The 16,098-nt window shown below is 71.6% G+C and carries 15 protein-coding genes; 4 read left to right on the top strand and 11 right to left on the bottom strand.

Annotation, left to right across the window (positions count from 1 at the left end; genetic code table 11):
- Positions 1-2: 2 nt before the first annotated feature.
- The 4 genes from ACFYWS_RS10560 to ACFYWS_RS10545 are packed head-to-tail and all read right to left on the bottom strand — an operon-like array spanning position 3 to position 4,810.
- On the bottom strand, positions 3-1,115 hold the full coding sequence (locus ACFYWS_RS10560; protein ID WP_389272556.1) for an XdhC family protein: 1,113 nt from the start codon (positions 1,113-1,115) through the stop codon (positions 3-5).
- Positions 1,108-3,237, bottom strand: a complete 2,130-nt coding sequence (locus ACFYWS_RS10555) for a xanthine dehydrogenase family protein molybdopterin-binding subunit (protein WP_389272553.1) — start codon at positions 3,235-3,237, stop codon at positions 1,108-1,110. The genes ACFYWS_RS10560 and ACFYWS_RS10555 overlap by 8 nt, the downstream gene beginning before the upstream one ends.
- A complete protein-coding gene (locus tag ACFYWS_RS10550) occupies positions 3,234-4,226 on the bottom strand; it encodes an FAD binding domain-containing protein (protein WP_389272550.1) in 993 nt (330 codons plus the stop codon). The genes ACFYWS_RS10555 and ACFYWS_RS10550 overlap by 4 nt, the downstream gene beginning before the upstream one ends.
- Entirely contained in the window at positions 4,223-4,810 is a 588-nt protein-coding gene (locus ACFYWS_RS10545; RefSeq protein ID WP_389272547.1) for a 2Fe-2S iron-sulfur cluster-binding protein, read from the bottom strand. Before ACFYWS_RS10545 ends, ACFYWS_RS10550 begins: the two co-directional genes overlap by 4 nt.
- A gap of 212 nt (positions 4,811-5,022) precedes the next feature.
- On the opposite strand from ACFYWS_RS10545, the gene ACFYWS_RS10540 reads away from it, so the two are divergent.
- Positions 5,023-5,613 (top strand): TetR/AcrR family transcriptional regulator, encoded by a 591-nt coding sequence (locus ACFYWS_RS10540; protein WP_389272544.1) that lies wholly within the window; start codon positions 5,023-5,025, stop codon positions 5,611-5,613.
- Between the two features lie 65 nt (positions 5,614-5,678).
- On the opposite strand, the gene ACFYWS_RS10535 is transcribed toward ACFYWS_RS10540, so the two are convergent.
- Positions 5,679-6,449 carry a LysR substrate-binding domain-containing protein gene (locus ACFYWS_RS10535; protein WP_389272541.1) on the bottom strand — a complete coding sequence of 257 codons (771 nt, stop codon included), beginning with the start codon at positions 6,447-6,449 and terminating at the stop codon, positions 5,679-5,681.
- A gap of 58 nt (positions 6,450-6,507) precedes the next feature.
- Here ACFYWS_RS10535 and ACFYWS_RS10530 point away from each other — a divergent pair, with 58 nt between their 5' ends.
- Positions 6,508-6,912, top strand: coding sequence for a DUF5997 family protein (locus ACFYWS_RS10530; protein ID WP_389272538.1), 405 nt, complete (start codon positions 6,508-6,510; stop codon positions 6,910-6,912).
- Between the two features lie 71 nt (positions 6,913-6,983).
- Here the strand turns inward: ACFYWS_RS10530 and ACFYWS_RS10525 are convergent, their stop codons facing one another.
- Together ACFYWS_RS10525 and ACFYWS_RS10520 are read right to left on the bottom strand one after the other, a co-directional pair.
- Positions 6,984-8,171 (bottom strand): MFS transporter, encoded by a 1,188-nt coding sequence (locus ACFYWS_RS10525; protein WP_389272535.1) that lies wholly within the window; start codon positions 8,169-8,171, stop codon positions 6,984-6,986.
- The gene (locus ACFYWS_RS10520; RefSeq protein WP_389272532.1) at positions 8,168-8,755 is read right to left on the bottom strand and encodes a helix-turn-helix domain-containing protein; all 588 of its coding nucleotides are present in this window, start codon (positions 8,753-8,755) and stop codon (positions 8,168-8,170) included. Before ACFYWS_RS10520 ends, ACFYWS_RS10525 begins: the two co-directional genes overlap by 4 nt.
- Here ACFYWS_RS10520 and ACFYWS_RS10515 point away from each other — a divergent pair.
- Entirely contained in the window at positions 8,754-9,275 is a 522-nt protein-coding gene (locus ACFYWS_RS10515) for a GNAT family N-acetyltransferase (protein WP_389272529.1), read from the top strand. The two genes, ACFYWS_RS10520 and ACFYWS_RS10515, sit on opposite strands and share 2 nt — an antisense overlap.
- Before the next feature lie 68 nt (positions 9,276-9,343).
- A complete protein-coding gene (locus tag ACFYWS_RS10510) occupies positions 9,344-11,707 on the top strand; it encodes a phosphoketolase (RefSeq protein ID WP_389272525.1) in 2,364 nt (787 codons plus the stop codon).
- Positions 11,708-11,722: 15 nt separating this feature from the next.
- Here ACFYWS_RS10510 and ACFYWS_RS10505 read toward each other — a convergent pair whose 3' ends face one another.
- Genes ACFYWS_RS10505 through ACFYWS_RS10490 form a run of 4 tightly spaced genes read right to left on the bottom strand, consistent with a single transcriptional unit; the run spans position 11,723 to position 16,073 of the window.
- Positions 11,723-12,952 carry a Gfo/Idh/MocA family protein gene (locus ACFYWS_RS10505; RefSeq protein WP_389272522.1) on the bottom strand — a complete coding sequence of 410 codons (1,230 nt, stop codon included), beginning with the start codon at positions 12,950-12,952 and terminating at the stop codon, positions 11,723-11,725.
- Between the two features lie 7 nt (positions 12,953-12,959).
- Complete coding sequence (locus ACFYWS_RS10500; protein WP_389272519.1) at positions 12,960-13,793, bottom strand: carbohydrate ABC transporter permease; 834 nt, start codon at positions 13,791-13,793, stop codon at positions 12,960-12,962.
- On the bottom strand, positions 13,786-14,775 hold the full coding sequence (locus ACFYWS_RS10495; protein ID WP_389272516.1) for a carbohydrate ABC transporter permease: 990 nt from the start codon (positions 14,773-14,775) through the stop codon (positions 13,786-13,788). The genes ACFYWS_RS10500 and ACFYWS_RS10495 overlap by 8 nt, the downstream gene beginning before the upstream one ends.
- A complete protein-coding gene (locus ACFYWS_RS10490; protein ID WP_389272513.1) occupies positions 14,775-16,073 on the bottom strand; it encodes an ABC transporter substrate-binding protein in 1,299 nt (432 codons plus the stop codon). The genes ACFYWS_RS10495 and ACFYWS_RS10490 overlap by 1 nt, the downstream gene beginning before the upstream one ends.
- Positions 16,074-16,098: the final 25 nt, after the last annotated feature.

Raw genomic sequence — 16,098 nt, 5'->3', positions numbered from 1 at the left:
TCTCAGCGGTCGTGGATCGCGCCCTCCCCCGCCCGGAGGGGCAATCCACTGCCGCCCCGCCGGGCCGCGATGATCTCCGCCCCGATCGACACGGCGGTCTCCTCCGGTGTACGGCCGCCGATGTCGAGTCCTATCGGGGAGTGCAGCCGCGCCAACTCGCCTTCACTCAGGCCGACTTCGCGCAGCTTCTCCATCCGGTCGTCGTGCGTGCGCCGCGAACCCATCGCCCCGACGTACGCGACCGGCCGCCGCAACGCCACCTCCAGCAACGGCACATCGAACTTCGCGTCGTGCGTCAGCACGCACAGCACGGTGCGCTCGTCCGTGTCGGTCGAGCGGAGGTAGCGGTCCGGCCACTCCACGACCACCTCGTCCGCCTCCGGGAAGCGGGTCGGCGTGGCGAAGACGCCGCGCGCGTCGCACAGGGTGACGTGGAAGCCGAGCAGCTTGCCGACCTTGACCAGCGCGCCCGCGAAGTCCACCGCGCCGAACACGATCATCCGCGCGGGCGGCACGCTCGACTCGACGAACAGGGTGACATCACCGTCGCAGCGCGCCTTGCTCTCGGGCACCTCGCACAGCCCGGTGCGGCCGAGGTCGAGGTAGGCACGGGCCTGTGCCGCGAGCCCCGAGTCGTCGCCCTCCGTGAGGTGTCCCTCGTGCGAGCCGTCGGGGCGGATCATCAACAGGCCGCCAGTAGTGGCGAGTTCACCGGGCCCTTCGAGGATCCGGGCCAGCGCGACGGCCTCGCCGCGCGCCGCGACGGCGAGCGCCGAGACCACCGCCGCACGGGACGGCGAGTCGAGCCGCACCGGTTCGACGTGCACCTCGACCTCGCCGCCGCAGGTCAGGCCCACGGCGAACGCGTCGTCGTCGCTGTAGCCGAACCGCTCCCGCGCCGGCGCCGCGTCCTCCAGGGCCTGCACGCACAGTTCGTACACCGCGCCCTCGACGCAGCCGCCGGACACCGAGCCGATGACCTCGCCCGCCGCGTCGACGGCGAGGGCCGCGCCGGGCGGCCGGGGCGCGCTGCCGCTCACCGAGACGACGGTGGCGACAGCGAACTCCCGGCCCTGCGCGGCCCATTCGCTCAGTTCGGCGGCGAGGTCAAGCATTGCGCTGCGCCTCGGCGAGCAGCACCCTGTCCGGCCGCAGCGGCAGGTCGCGGTGGCGCACCCCGGTCGCGTGCCACACGGCGTTGCCGATCGCGGCGGCCGTGCCGACGATGCCGATCTCGCCGACTCCCTTGATGCCGACGGGGTCGTCCGGGTCACTGTCGTCGACCCAGTGCGCCTCGACGACCGGCACGTCCGCGTTGGCGGCGACGTGGTAGCCCGCGAAGTCGGCGCCGACGTGCCCGCCGTCCGTCGCGTCCCGCACGGCCTCCTCGTGCAGCGCCATGGAGATGCCCCACGTCATGCCGCCCACCAACTGGCTGCGCGCGGTCAGCGGGTTGATGATGCGGCCCGCGGAGAAGACGCCGAGGAGGCGCCGCACGCGGACCTCTCCGCTCGCCACGTCCACGGCGACCTCGGCGAACTGCGCGCCGTAGGAGTAGCGCTCCTTCTGCGCGAGGGCGCCGACCAGTGCGGTGGTGTCGGTGCGCACGGTGAAACCCTCTGCCGGGATGGCGGCGGTCGAGGTCATGCGCTCGCGCAGCTCACGGCTCGCGGCCATCACAGCCCAGCCCCACGAGCGCGTGCCCATCGAGCCGCCGGAGACCCAGGCCTGGCCGAAGTCGCTGTCGGCGATCCGCACCCGCACCAGGCCCTGGTCGACGCCGAGTTCGTCGGCGGCGATCTGGGTCAGCGCGGTGCGGGCGCCGGTACCGACGTCCGCCGCCGTGATCCGGACGGTGTACGTACCGTCCTGCTCGGCGGTGATGGCCGCCGTGGACGGGGCGACACCGGACGGGAACGAGCACGCGGCGACGCCCGTGCCGAGCAGCCAGCGGCCCTCGCGGCGCACGCGCGGCCGCGGGTCGCGCCCCTCCCAGCCGAAGCGCCGCGCGCCGTCCTCGTAGCAGCCGAGAAGGTTGCGGCTGCTGAACGGCAGACCGGAAACGGGGCCGACCTCCGGCTCGTTGCGCACGCGCAGCGCGACCGGGTCCATGCCGAGCTTCTCTGCGAGCTCGTCGAGCGCCGACTCCACGGCGTACGAGCCGGGGGCCTCGCCGGGCGCCCGCACGAACGTCGGGGTCGGCAGGTCCACGGGCACGACCCGGTTCACGGAGTAGTGCGCGTCCGAGGCGTACATCACGCGGCCGTATCCGGCGCTCGCCTCGACGAACTCGCGGATGTTCGAGGTCAGCGACTGGGCGTCGTGACCGAACGCGCGAAGCCGTCCGTCGGCGTCGGCGCCGAGCCGCATCCGCTGGGTGGTGGGGCTGCGGTAGCCGGTGAGCGCGAAGACCTGACGTCGCGTCATGGCGAGCCGGACGGGACGCTGGAGCTGCGTCGCGGCCATCACGGCCGCGACGTGGTGCGAGCGCACGAGCTTGCTGCCGAAGGCGCCGCCGACGTGCTCGGAGACGACGCGGACGGCGGCCGGGTCGAGCGAGAACAGCTGCGCGAGCTCGTCGGCGACGGCCTTGCTGCCCTGGTTGGCGTCGTACACCTCCAGGCGCCCGTCCTCCCAGCGCACGGTCACCGCGTGCGGCTCCATGGCGGTGTGGTGCGCCTCGGGGGTGGTGTAGCGCTCGTCCACGACGGCGGCGGACGCGGCGAGTTCGGCCTCCAGATCGCCCTTGACCGCCTCTGAACCCTCGGGGGCGTAGGTGCCGGGCCTGTCGGCCTCGAAGGCGATGTCGTGCGGCTCGGTGTCGTACTCGACGACGAGCGCCTCCGCGGCCTCCCGGGCCTGCTCGGGCGTCTCGGCGACGACGAGCGCGACGGGCCAGCCGGCGTGCAGCACCTGGTCGTGCTGGAAGACGTGCAGGATGCCGTCGGGCTGGCCGAGCATGCCCATGTAGTCGGTGTTGATCCGGGGCGCGTTGCCGTGGTGCAGGACGGCGAGGACGCCGGGCATGGCGCGCACGGCCTCGTCGCCGACCGAACGGATCCGGCCGCGTGCCACGGTGGACAGCACGAGCCAGCCGTGCGCGAGGTCGGTGAACGGGAACTCGCCCGCGTACCGGGCGGCTCCCGTGACCTTCTCGCGCCCCTCGACGCGGCTGCGCCCGACACCCACCGAGTCCGTTGTCGTCGTGCCGGCCGCTGTGGTGGTGGTCGTCGTCATCGGGTGGCCTCCGAGGCGAGTTCGGTGAGCAGCGCAACGATCAGATTGCGCATCAGGGGCACCTTGTACGTGCTGTCGGGCAGCGGCTTCGCCGCCGCGAGTTCGGCGTCGGCGGCGGCCGCGAACGTCGCTCCCTCGGCGGGCTGCCCGATCAGCGCCGCTTCGGCGGCACGGGCCCGCCACGGCCGCGAGGCGACCGCGCCGAGCGCGATCCGCGCGTCGCGTACGACGCCGTCCTGTACGTCGACGGCTGCGGCCACGGAGCCGATGGCGAAGGCGTACGAGGCGCGCTCGCGGACCTTGCGGTACGTCGAGTTCGCCGCGACGGGCGCGGGCGGCAGGGTGACCGCGGTGATGAGCGCACCGGCCGGAAGACCGGTCTCCAGGTGCGGGGTGTCACCGACGGGCCGGTAGAAGTCGGTCAGCGCCAACTCGCCCTTGCCCTCGGCGGTTTCGTACTCGACGACGGCGTCGAACGCGGCGAGCGCGACACCCATGTCGGACGGGTGCACGGCCACGCAGTGCTCGCTCGCGCCGAGAATGGCGTGATTGCGGTGCTCCCCCTCGATGGCCGGGCAGCCACTGCCGGGCTCCCGCTTGTTGCACGGCTTGCTGACGTCGGTGAAGTAGCCGCAGCGGGTGCGCTGCAGCAGATTCCCGCCGACGGTGGCCATGTTCCGCAGCTGCCCGGAGGCCCCGGCGAGCACGGCCTGCGCCAACGCCGGGTAGCGGAGCCGCACTTCGGGGTGGGCGGCGAGGTCGCTGTTGGTGACGGTGGCTCCGATACGGAGCCCGCCGTCGGGGGTCGACTCGACGCTGTCGAGCGGCAGTTCCCGTACGTCGACGAGGTGCGCGGGGCGCTCCACGCCGATCTTCATCAGGTCGACGAGGTTGGTGCCGCCGCCGAGGTAGCGCGCCTCGGGGTCGGCGCCGAGCACCGCCACCGCGCCCGACACATCGGACGCCCGCTCGTATCCGAACTCCCTCACGCCACGGTCTCCTTCGCGTCGTCGGCGGAGTGCGCGGCCGCGTGGGCGACCGCTTGCACGATCGACACGTAGGCGCCGCAGCGGCACAGGTTTCCGCTCATCCGTTCCCTGATCTCCTCCGGGGTCAGCGGCTGCGGCTGAGCCGCGGGCCGCACGTCCCCGGTGGCCGCGGACGGCCAGCCCGCAGCGTGCTCCTCGATGACGGCGATGGCCGAACAGATCTGGCCGGGCGTGCAGTAGCCGCACTGGTAGCCGTCGAGCTCGACGAACGCCTCCTGCACCGGGTGCAGTTCGCCGTCCGGGCCCGCGACGCCCTCGATGGTGGTGATCTCGCGGTCCTCCGCGGCGACCGCGAGCTGGAGACAGGCCACGGTCCTGCGCCCGTCGACGAGCACCGTGCAGGCCCCGCACTGCCCCTGGTCGCAGCCCTTCTTCGTGCCGGTCAGATCGAGCCGCTCGCGCAGGGCGTCGAGCAGCGTGGTGCGGTGGTCGACGGGCAGTGTGTGCTTCTCCCCGTTGATGTTCAGGGTGACGACGCTGGACGTAGCGGACACGGTCGTGCCGCCGATGTCAGCTGGGGGCATGTGTGCAGCCTTCTTTCGCGTGTCTGATGCGTGGAGAATCTGCGCTGTACGCAAGGTGGAACGCGGACCGGACATGGGTGCGGTCCGGAGCCGGAACCACTAGGGTATCGACCTAACCGGACAGCTGTCCGTTCAACGGGACACGAACGTAGTGGACAACTGTCCGCCCAGCAAGGACTATTCCCCGCCACGGCCGAAGGAGGAGAAGTCGCGTGGGGCACGCGAAGAAGTCCGCCGCGCTGCGCTCGGACGCGCAGCGCAACCGCGACCGCATCCTCGAAGTGGCCCTGGCCGAACTGACGCGTTCCGCGGATGCGCCGTTGAGCGCGATCGCGAAGAAGGCGGGCGTCGGGCAGGGCACGTTCTACCGCAATTTCCCCAGCCGTGAGGCGCTCGTCCTTGAGGTGTACCGCTACGAGGTGGAGCAGGTCGCCGACGCGGCCTGCGAGTTGCTGTGCGGACGGCCGCCGGAACTGGCCCTGCGCGAGTGGATGGACCGCCTCGCCCAGTACGCGATGGCCAAGGCCGGTCTCGCGGACGCGCTCCGCGAGGCGACGAGCGCGCGCGGCGCGATGAAGCAGCTCGCACACGGCCCGCTGACCGAGGCGGTGACACATCTCCTGGACGCCAACGAGAAGGCGGGCACGATCCGCCCCGGCGTCACCCCGGACGACTTCATGCTGGCCATCGCGGGCCTGTGGCTGATCGACCCGCACAGCGACTGGCAGACACGGGCGGGCCGCCTGCTGGACCTGGTGATGGCCGGCCTGCGGGCGGGCCGATCAAGCCCCGCCGGCGATTGAGGCGCGGGGTCCGGGGCGGAGCCCCGCGACCGGAGGACGGTCGACCGGCCACGCAGCCCGCTACCTCAGGACCGCTTCCGCCTAGCCGGCTTGTTCGCACTCCGCTTCGACTGCGGCTTCCCGTCCTGCCGGATACGACCCGGCTTCACGAACTTCTTCCCCGACTGCGGCTTCTTCTTGGGCTCCGCCTTCTCGGGCTCCGCCTGCGTACGACCCCGTGAACTGTTCACCGTGCGGCCGCGGACGATGCCGATGAAGTCCTCCACGCGGTCCGTGGTGCGCTCCTCGGGCCAGGCGAGCACCACGCTCGACTCCGGCGCGTCGGTGACCGTGCGGTACGTGAGGTCGCGGCGGTGGTGCAGGCGGGCGAGCGACATCGGGACGACGAGCACGCCCACGCCCGCCGCGACCAGCTCGATGGCGTCGGCCGTGGTGGCGGGGCGCTCGAAGGCGGGCTGCCCCGGCGGCCGCTCCCAGCCGATCACGTCGTCGAGCGGATGCTGCACGATCTCGTCGGCGAGGTCGGCGACGGTGACCTCGTCCGCGGCGGTCACGAGATGGTCCTTGGGGACCACGACCACGGTCTTCTCGGTGTAGAGCGGGATCGCGCTGAAGTACGTGCGGTCCACGGGCGGCCGCACCAGGCCCGCGTCGGCGTCCCCGCGGCGCAGCACGTCGGGCACCTCGGCCGCGGACACCTGCACCAGGTCGAGCGGCACATCGGGCAGGCGCTCACGCCAGATCCGCACCCACTTGGCGGGGGTGGCCCCGGGAACGTAGGCCAGGCGGAAGGCTGGTTCTGAGGGCGGTGCGGGGGTTTCTTGCGTGCCGGTCACGGGGCAAGGCTACCCGCCGTGGTCGGCGGGCCCCTTCACGCTCGATACCCTTGACCTCATGAGTTCGCACCAGAGCACCCAGACCATGAAGCCCGCGACCGCGGCGAAGAAGCTGGGTGTGTACCTCGACGCCACGCCCGCCGAGTTCCAGGACGGCGTCGTCTCGCGCGCCGAGCTGGCCACGCTGCAGGCCGAGCCGCCGCAGTGGCTCATCGACCTGCGCGAGAACGGACCGCACCCCCGCCCCGTGGTGGCGCAGAAGCTGGGTGTCTCCATCTCGGGCCTGGCCCGCGGCGGCATCACGGAGGCGCTGACCACGGAGCAGATCGAGGCCGTCAAGGCCGAGAACCCCGAGTGGCTTCAGGCGGAGCGGGCCACGCAGGCCGACGTCCGCAAGGAGAACGTCCGCGTCAAGAAGCTCCACGCGGAACAGGCGGAGAAGCGGGCTCAGCGCGAGGCGTGACCGAGTGGGGCGTTGAGGTCACCGGGTGGCCTGCGCCCCACCGCACGGGGCTCTGCCCCGGACCCCGCTGCTCAATCGCCGCAGGGGCTTGATTGGCCCACCCGCAGCCGGAGAGGCACGACGGACACACCCGCCACAACCAACGCCCCACACACCACCCCGCTCGCCGCACCCCAACCACCCACCGCGAGAAGCGGCGCCGCAACCCCCGCACCCAGCGCGCCCGCCAAGAAGTACAAAAGCAGGTAGACCCCGCTGAGGCTGCCGCTGCGGCGTGGGTCGATGGACATGACGCGGGTCTGGTTGGCGGCCTGGGCCGTGAAGCAGCCCGCGTCGACCAGGGCGAGCCCCGCCGCAGTGACCACGGGCCGGTCGAGCCCCGTGCACAGCAGCGCCGCACCGCAGGCCGCCACGACCATGCTCCCGGCGATCACCGCACGCGGCGAGTACCGGTCCCCAAGACGCCCGGCCACGGGCAACGCCGCGAACCCGAGCGCCCCGGCCAGGCTGTACAGACCGATGTCCGCGGCGCCGAGCCCGTACGGCGGCTGCGCGAGCCGCACCGTGAGCGCGACCCAGACGAGGCTGAAGGCCAGGTACCAGAGGCTGCCGCTGAGCACGGCGAGCCGCAGTGCACGGTGCCGGCGCAGCAGTCCGGGCAGCGCGGCGAGGGTGCCGAGGTACCCGCCGCTGTCACCGCCTTCGGGCCGCTCCCCCGGCAGCCGCGCCCACGCCGCCGCCCCGCACACCACCACGAGCCCCGCGAACACGAGCAGCATCCCGCGCCAGCCGAGCGCGTCCGTGAGCGCTCCGCCGACGAGCCGGCTGAGCAGGATCCCGGCCGACATGCCCGCCGCGACGCCCGCGACGGCGGTCCCGCGCCGCTCCCCCGGCACCCCGCGCCCGGCGATGGTGGACGCCATCGCGCTGACGCTCGCCCCCGCGCCCACCATCACGTACGCGAGGAGCAGCAGGCCGAGGCCGGGTGCGCGGGAGGCGAGCAGCAGGCCCGCCGTGAGCAGCGCGAGCTGCCCCGTGACGAGCCGCCGCGGGGCCGTCCGGTCGGCGAGCGGCAGCAGGAAGGCGAATCCGGCGATGCAGCCGCCGAGCGCGGCGGTCGTGACCAGGCCGATGGCGGCGGCGGAGGAGCCGGTGTCGCGGGCGACGTCGCCGAGCGCGGGCTGGATCGCGTAATTGTTGGCGAGCGCCACGCCTGCGGTGCAGGAGAGCACCGCGACGCCGCCGCGCGGCAGCCTCACGGTGCCTCGCCGCGCACGAGGACCACGGCGTAACGGCAGTCCAGCTCAGTGGAGTTGGCGAAGACGCAGGCGGTGGGCGGGCCCAGTTCGACGGTGTCGCCCGCGTCGAGTTCGTGCACCGCGTCGCCCTCGTGGAACGTGAGGTGTCCTTCGAGCACCCAGATGATCTGCTGGTGGAACGCGAACGCCGCGGCCGGGTACGGGACCTCGGCCCCGGCCGGGAGCCGGATCTCGGCGACCTCCGCGGGGAATCCGGGCCCTGACACCTGCCGTCGCGCGTATCCGGTCTCGGGGTCGTGCCACCGCTGTGCCGCGGCCGCGCGCCGCACCCGTTCGTCGGCCGACTCGGGCCGAGGTTCGGGTTCCGGGTCGAGCAGCGTCGCCACGCTCAGCCGGAACGCCGCCGACAGCTTGCCGAGGATCACGGCGCTCGGGCTGCTCTCGCCGCGCTCGATCCGGTGGATCATCGCCCGGGACACCCCGGACTCCTCGGCCAGCTCCGCCAGGGTCCAACGGCGCAGGTCCCGCTCCGCGCGGATCCGGGCACCGATGCGCTCCACCAGGGGGTCTACGATATTGGACATGGATCCACGATACGAGACGCGGGGCCCGGCGGTGAAGGTCCGCCCGGCCCACGAGGGCGACCTGGACGCCGTCCTCGCCATCCGCAACCACGCCATCGAGCACGGCACGGCACTGTGGACGGACACTCCGCAGTCCCGCGAGGAGGGCGCGGCCTGGCTGGGCGCGCACCGTGAGCGCGGTGCGGCGTACGTGGCCGAGCTCGGCGGCAAGGTCGTCGGGTTCGGTGTCTACGGGCCCTGGAAGGCGTACTCCGGCTTCCGGCACACCGTGGAGAACTCGGTGTACGTCACTAGCGGCCACCACGGGGCCGGTATCGGATCCGCCCTGCTGGCGACGCTCGTCGACTCGGCCACGGCCGCGGGCCTGCACGTCATGATCGCCGGGATCGAGTCGGGCAACGCGGCCTCGATCCGCCTGCACGAACGGCACGGCTTCGAACACGCCGGGACGGTGCGCGAGGTGGGCACCAAGTTCGGCCGATGGCTCGATCTGACGCTCATGCGGCGGAAGCTGAGCTGACCATCGGCCGGGGCAGGCGGCAGACTGGCGGCGCCGAGCACACCGCTGCCGCTACCGATGGAGCTGCCATGGCGAAGGATCTTTCCAAGCACCAGGCCGCCGCGCTCGACGCGCACTGGCGCGCCGCCAACTATCTCGCGGCGGGCCAGATCTACCTCCTCGACAACCCGCTGCTCACCGAGCCGCTCACGCCCGAGCACATCAAGCCGCGCCTTCTCGGCCACTGGGGCACCTCCCCGGGCCTCAACCTCGTGCACACCCACCTCAACCGTGTCATCAAGGAACGCGGCATCGACGCCCTGTGCGTCTGGGGTCCGGGCCACGGCGGGCCCGCCGTGCTCGCGAACTCCTGGCTGGAGGGGACGTACGCGCAGACGTATCCGGACGTCTCGCGGGACGCAGCCGGGATGGGGCGGCTGTTCAAGCAGTTCTCGTTCCCCGGCGGCGTGCCGAGCCATGTCGCGCCCGAGACGCCCGGCTCGATCCATGAGGGCGGCGAACTCGGCTACTCCCTCGCGCACGCCTACGGCGCCGCCCTCGACAACCCGGAGCTGCTCGTCGCGTGCGTGATCGGTGACGGCGAGGCGGAGACCGGGCCGCTCGCGACGTCCTGGCACGCGAACAAGTTCCTCGACCCGGTGCACGACGGGGCCGTGCTGCCGATCCTGCACCTCAACGGCTACAAGATCGCCAACCCGACCGTGCTCGCCCGCATCCCCGACGCCGAGCTCGACGAACTCCTTCGCGGCTACGGGCACGAGCCGCTGCACGTGACGGGCGACGACCCGCTGCGCGTCCACCGCGACCTCGCCCGCACCATGGACCAGGCCCTCGACCGCATCGCCCGCATCCAGCGCGAGGCCCGCGCGGGGAACACGAAGGACCGCCCGCGCTGGCCGATGATCGTGCTGCGCACGCCGAAGGGCTGGACGGGCCCGCGCGTCGTGGACGACGAACCCGTCGAAGGCACGTGGCGCTCCCACCAGGTGCCGCTGCCCGGCGTCCGTGAGAACCCGGACCACCTGCGGCAGTTGGAGGCGTGGCTGCGCTCCTACCGACCCGAGGAACTCTTCGACGCCGAGGGCCGCCCCACCGAGCAGGTCCTCAGTTGCGTCCCCGAGGGCACCCGGCGCCTCGGTGCGACTCCGCACGCGAACGGCGGGCTGCTCACCCGCAAGCTGCCGATCGCCCCGTTGGAGCGCTTCGCGGTGCCCGTCGACAAGCCGGGCACCGCTCTGCACGAGCCCACCCGGGTGCTCGGCGACCTGCTGGCCCAGGTCATGCGGGACACCGCGGACCGCCGCGACTTCCGCATCGTCGGCCCGGACGAGACCGCGTCCAACCGCCTCCAGGCCGTCTACGACGCCTCCGGCAAGGCCTGGCAGGCGGGCACGCTCGCCACCGACGAGCACCTGGAGCGCGACGGCCGCGTGATGGAAGTGCTGTCCGAACACCTCTGTCAGGGCTGGCTGGAGGGTTACAACCTCACCGGCAGGCACGGACTGTTCTCCTGCTACGAGGCGTTCGTGCACATCGTCGACTCCATGGTCAACCAGCACATCAAGTGGCTGAAGACCTCGCGGGAGTTGTCGTGGCGTGCCCCGCTGCCCTCCCTGAACTACCTGCTGACCTCGCATGTCTGGCGCCAGGACCACAACGGGTTCTCGCACCAGGACCCCGGCTTCGTCGACCACGTCCTCAACAAGAGCCCCGACGTCGTACGGGTCTATCTGCCGCCGGACGCCAACACGCTGCTTTCGGTGGCCGAGCACGTGCTGCACAGCCGCGACTACGTCAATGTCGTGGTGGCCGGGAAGCAACCGTGCTTCGACTGGCTGTCCCTGGACGCGGCCCGCGCCCACTGCGCGCGCGGCGCCGGGGTGTGGGAGTGGGCGGGCACCGAGGACGGCAGCCGCGATCCGGACGTCGTCCTCGCGTGCGCGGGCGACGTGCCGACGCAGGAAGTCCTCGCCGCGGCTGGCCTGTTGCGCACCCACCTGCCGGAGCTCGCGGTGCGTGTCGTCAACGTCGTCGACATGACGCGGCTGCTGCCCCAGGGGGAACACCCGCACGGGATGCCGGACTCCGAGTACGACGCGCTGTTCACGGCCGACAAGCCGGTGATCTTCGCGTACCACGGCTACCCGTGGCTCATCCACCGTCTCGCGTACCGCCGCAACGGCCACGCCCACCTGCACGTACGCGGCTACAAGGAGTCGGGCACCACGACCACGCCCTTCGACATGGTCGTGCGCAACGATCTCGACCGGTACCGCCTCGTCATGGATGTCATCGACCGGGTGCCGGGGCTCGCCGTGCGGGCCGCGGCGGTGCGCCAGACGATGGCCGACACCCGCACGCGGCACGACGCGTGGATCCGCGAGCACGGCACGGACCTTCCGGAGGTCGCGAACTGGTCGTGGACGGGGTGAGGGACCCCGGCGCGGTCAACTCTGGCCGTTGGTGAACCAGTTGGCGAGTTCCGGCGCGACCCGCTCCACCGTCACCGGCTGCCCGTCGGCCCGCAGCGAGTCCGTCGCCGCGACACCCGCGGCGACCGCCTCGCGGGCCGCCACGGGGCTGGTGTCGGTGGCGCCGCCCTCGCGCACGAAGCGCAGGAACTCGGCGACGAGCAGCGGGTCGGAGCCGCCGTGCCCGCCCTCGCCGGGCGCCGGCATCGGGACGACGAGGTCGGCGTCGGCGCGGTAGCCGCTGCGGTGCTTCCAGACGCGGACCTCGGCGGTGTCTCCGTGGTCGCCGAAGTTCTCCAGGCGGCCCTCGGTGCCGATGACGGTGTAGTTGCGCCAGTAGTCGGGTGTGTAGTGGCACTGCTGGTAGCTGGCGTGGATGCCGCCTTCGAGGCGCATCACCATCATGGAGAGGTCCTCGACGTCCACGACGGGGTTGAGCCCGGTGAGGGACTTCGGGGGCCAGTTGTTCTCGGGGTCGTACCAGTCGGGCATGGTGGCTCCGGGCGCCTGCCCCGAGCGGTCGGCGATGTCCCCGTACACGGTGAGCCCGCCGAGCGCGCTGACCCGCTCCGTGTAGGCGCCGGCGAGCCAGTGGATGACGTCGAGGTCGTGGGCGCCCTTCTGGAGGAGCAGTCCTGTGGTGTTGCGGCGGTCGGCGTGCCAGTCCTTGAAGTAGAAGTCGCCGCCGTGCCCGACGAAGTGGCGGCACCAGACGGCCTTGACCTCGCCGATCTCGCCGCGCTCGATGAGCTCGCGCATGACGCGGACCACGGGCATGTGCCGCATGTTGTGCCCGACGTAGAGCCGGGAGCCGGAGGTGCGGGCGGCTTCCAGGACGCGGTCGCAGCCTTCGGTGGTGATGGCGAGCGGCTTCTCGACGAAGACGGCGACCCCGGCTTCGAGGAGGTCGACCGCGAGCTCTTCGTGGGTGTGGTCCGGGGTGATGACGAAGACGGCGTCCAGGTCCTCGGCGTCCAGCATGGCCCGGTGGCTTTCGTGGGTGTGCACGTCGTCGCCGAACCACTCGCGGGCCCGGCCGAACATGCCGGGCGCGGTGTCGGCGACGGCCACCACGGCGGAGCCCTCGCCGGGGCGGTGCGCCTCACGGGCGACGGTGGCGCGCAGGCCGAGCCCGATGACACCGAGACGGAGGTCACGGGTGTGCAGGGGGGTGTTCGGCTCTTCCATACGGATCTCGGTGGTCATGCGTGGTTCAACCCTTCATGCCGGAGAAAGCGATGCCCTGGATGAACTGGCGCTGCATCGCGACGAACACCACGATCACCGGGAGCGTGGCGAGCAGGGACCCCGCCATCAGCACCGGGTACTCGGTGAGGTGGGCGCCCTGGAGCGAGGCGAGGCCCGCCGACAGCGGCATCTTGGCCGGGTCGGTGTTGACGATCAGCGGCCACATCAGGTCGTTCCAGGACCACAGGAACGTGAGGATGCCGAGCGCCAGAAGGCCGGGGCGGGCCAGCGGCAGCGCGATGCGCCAGAAGACGGTGAAGGGGTTGGCGCCGTCGATCTTGGCCGCCTCCTCCACCTCCTCGGGAAGCCCCATGAAGAACTGGCGCAGCAGGAAGGTGCCGAACGCGGAGAACATGCCGGGGACGACGAGTGCCTGCATGGAGTCGAGCCAGCCGAGGTTCTGCATGATCTGGTACTGCGGCAGCAGGAAGAGCTGTCCCGGCACCATCAGGACGGCGAGGAACCCGAGGAAGATCGGCCCGCGTCCCGGGAAGCGGATACGGGCGAAGGCGTACGCCGCCATGGAGCACAGCAGCAGTTGGGCGGCGGTCCGCAGCAGCGCCATGACCATGGTGTTCACGAACTGCCTGCCGAACGGGACGCCGTCGAAGACCTTGCCGTAGTTCGAGAAGTCCCAGTGCGAGGGCAGGATCGTCGGCGGTACGCGCACGGACTCGCCGAAGCTCTTGAAGGAGGTCAGCAGCTCCCACAGCAGCGGGAACACGGTGATCACGGCGCCGAGCACGAGCAGGACGTGGGCGGGCCAGATCCGCCCCTGGCGCATGTCCGTCTTACGCATAGTGGACCCACTTCTTCTGCAGCCGGAACTGGACGGCGGTCAGCGCCATGATGAGGACGAACAGGACGCACACGATGGCCGCGCCGTAGCCGCGCTGGTTGTCGAAGAACGCCTTCTGGAAGAAGAGCATCACCACCGTCTGCCCCTCGCCGTAGGCCGGGTTCTGCAACGCGTTCTGCGTGTTGGCGCCGAGCATCAGGTAGACGAGGTCGAAGACCTGGAGCGACTGGATCACCGAGAGCACGGTGGTGAAGAACAGCGTGGGGCTCAGCAGCGGCAGGGTGACCGAGAGAAACTGCCGTACGCGGCCCGCGCCGTCGAGGGCGGCGGCCTCATAGTAGTCGCCGGGGATGGACTGCAATCCGGCGAGCAGCAGGATCATGTTGTATCCGACGGTCATCCACACACCGACGAGGGCGACCGCGAAGCGGATGGTGCCCGGGTCGGACACCCAGTGGGTGCCGTCGATGCCGATCGTGGACAGCGCGTGGTTGAGGATGCCGGCGTCGCCGTTGTAGAGCCAGCGCCAGACGACGGCGACCGCGGCGGGCATGGTGACGACGGGCAGGAAGTAGAGCGTCCGGTAGATGCCGGTGCCGCGCAGTCCCTTCAGGTTGAGCAGGACGGCGATCACCATCGAGACCGGGATGCCGAGGAGGACGAGTCCGGTGTAGACGGCGGTGTTGCCGAGGGACTGCCAGAACTCCGGGTCGCCCACGAGGGTGCGGTAGTTGGCGGCCCCGATCCAGGTCGTCCCGCCGAAGGCGCCCCATTCGGTGAAGCTGTAGTACAGCGTCTGCACCACGGGCCACAGGTAGAAGACGGCGAGGCCGAGTCCTGCCGGGGCGATGAGGGCGTACCCCCACCACTTGTCGCGATGCCGGAACCGGCGCTCGCGCCGCCTCAACTCCCGCTGTTCCAGCGGCTTTTGGTGGTTGCTCTGCGCGGGAACCGCCGCTCTCGGCTGTGTGTCGACGCTCATCAGGACTTGCCCTTCCTCTCCTGCGCGAGCAGCTGGTTCATGGCGTCCGCGAGGGAGTCGGTGGCGGATTCGAGGCTTTCGACGCCGCTCCACGCCTTGGCGAGCCACATCTGTTCCTTGTGCGACCAGGCCGCGCTGTTGGCGGAACTGGGGAAGGGCACCGCGTCGTCGAGCGCGTCCAGATGCACCTTCAGGTTGAAGTGCGGCATTCCTGCGGCCCATGGCTTCGCGGTGCCGTTGCGGGCGGGGATCGCGGTGCCGTACTTGCCCTGGAGGAGGGAGATGCGTTCGGTGCCGAGGAAGCGGACGAAGTCGCGGGCGAGTTCGGGGTTCGGTGTGCGGGCGTAGACGACGTTGGCGAGGCCGTGCAGCACGCCTGCGCGGCTCTTCCCCTTGGGCATCGGCGCGACGTCGACCTTGGCGCGCAGCTCGCGGTCGCGGTAGAACATCGCGGCGTTGTAGGACGCCTCGTAGGTCATGGCCAGCGTGCCCGACTGGAACATCTGGGTGGGGTCGGTGTCGGCCATCTGCTGGAGGGTGGGCGAGGAGCGGTACCGGTGGATCAGGTCGATCCACAGCCGCAGTCCGTCGCGGGTCCTCTCGTCGGCGTATCCGGATTCCCGCTTGTCGTCGGAGATGACCCAGCCTCCGGCCTGCGGAATGGAGTCGTAGTAGTTCTCCTGCGCGCGGACGGGCGCCCCGACCCCGTAGATCCCGCGTTTGCGGTCGGTGAGCCGCTGGGAGTGCTCGATGAGGTCCTGCCAGGTCCAACTGGCGTCCGGGTAGGGCACCTTGGCCCGGTCGAAGAGTTCCTTGTTGTACCAGAGGGCGACGGTGTCGAAGTCCTTCGGAGCGCCGTACTGGGTGCCCTTCCAGCGGTACAGGGAGACCAGTTCGGCCGGGAAGTCGTCGGTCCGCAGCACGGCGTCGCCGCCGTCGGTGTCCAGGGGGAGCAGCTGCCCGGCGTCGGCGTACATGCCGAAGTTGGGCCCGTTCATCCAGAACACGTCGGGCGCGGAGCCGCCGGTGCAGGCGGTGCGCAGCTTGGTCCAGTACGTCCCGTTCGGGGTCAGCTGGACGTCGACGGTGACGCCCGGCCGGGCCCTCTCGAAGGCGCGGGCCGCGCGCTGCATGGCGGGCAGTTGGTAGACGTCCCAGACGCCGTACGTGAGATGGCCGCGCCGCGAACCGCCGCCCGCGGCGTCCGAGGCATTCGACGAGGACGGGCCGCAGCCGGACGCGAGCGGGGCCGCCGCGAGCGTCGTGGCGGCCGCGGCGAGGAGAGAGCGCCTGCGCACAGGGAGCCTTCCTGGTGAAGAGTCG

Origin of the sequence: Streptomyces sp. NPDC002795 (genome assembly GCF_042888725.1) — a bacterium.
Taxonomy (GTDB): domain Bacteria; phylum Actinomycetota; class Actinomycetes; order Streptomycetales; family Streptomycetaceae; genus Streptomyces.
Note: the sequence above shows the minus strand (reverse complement) of the source record. Positions and strands in the feature narration are given on the sequence as shown.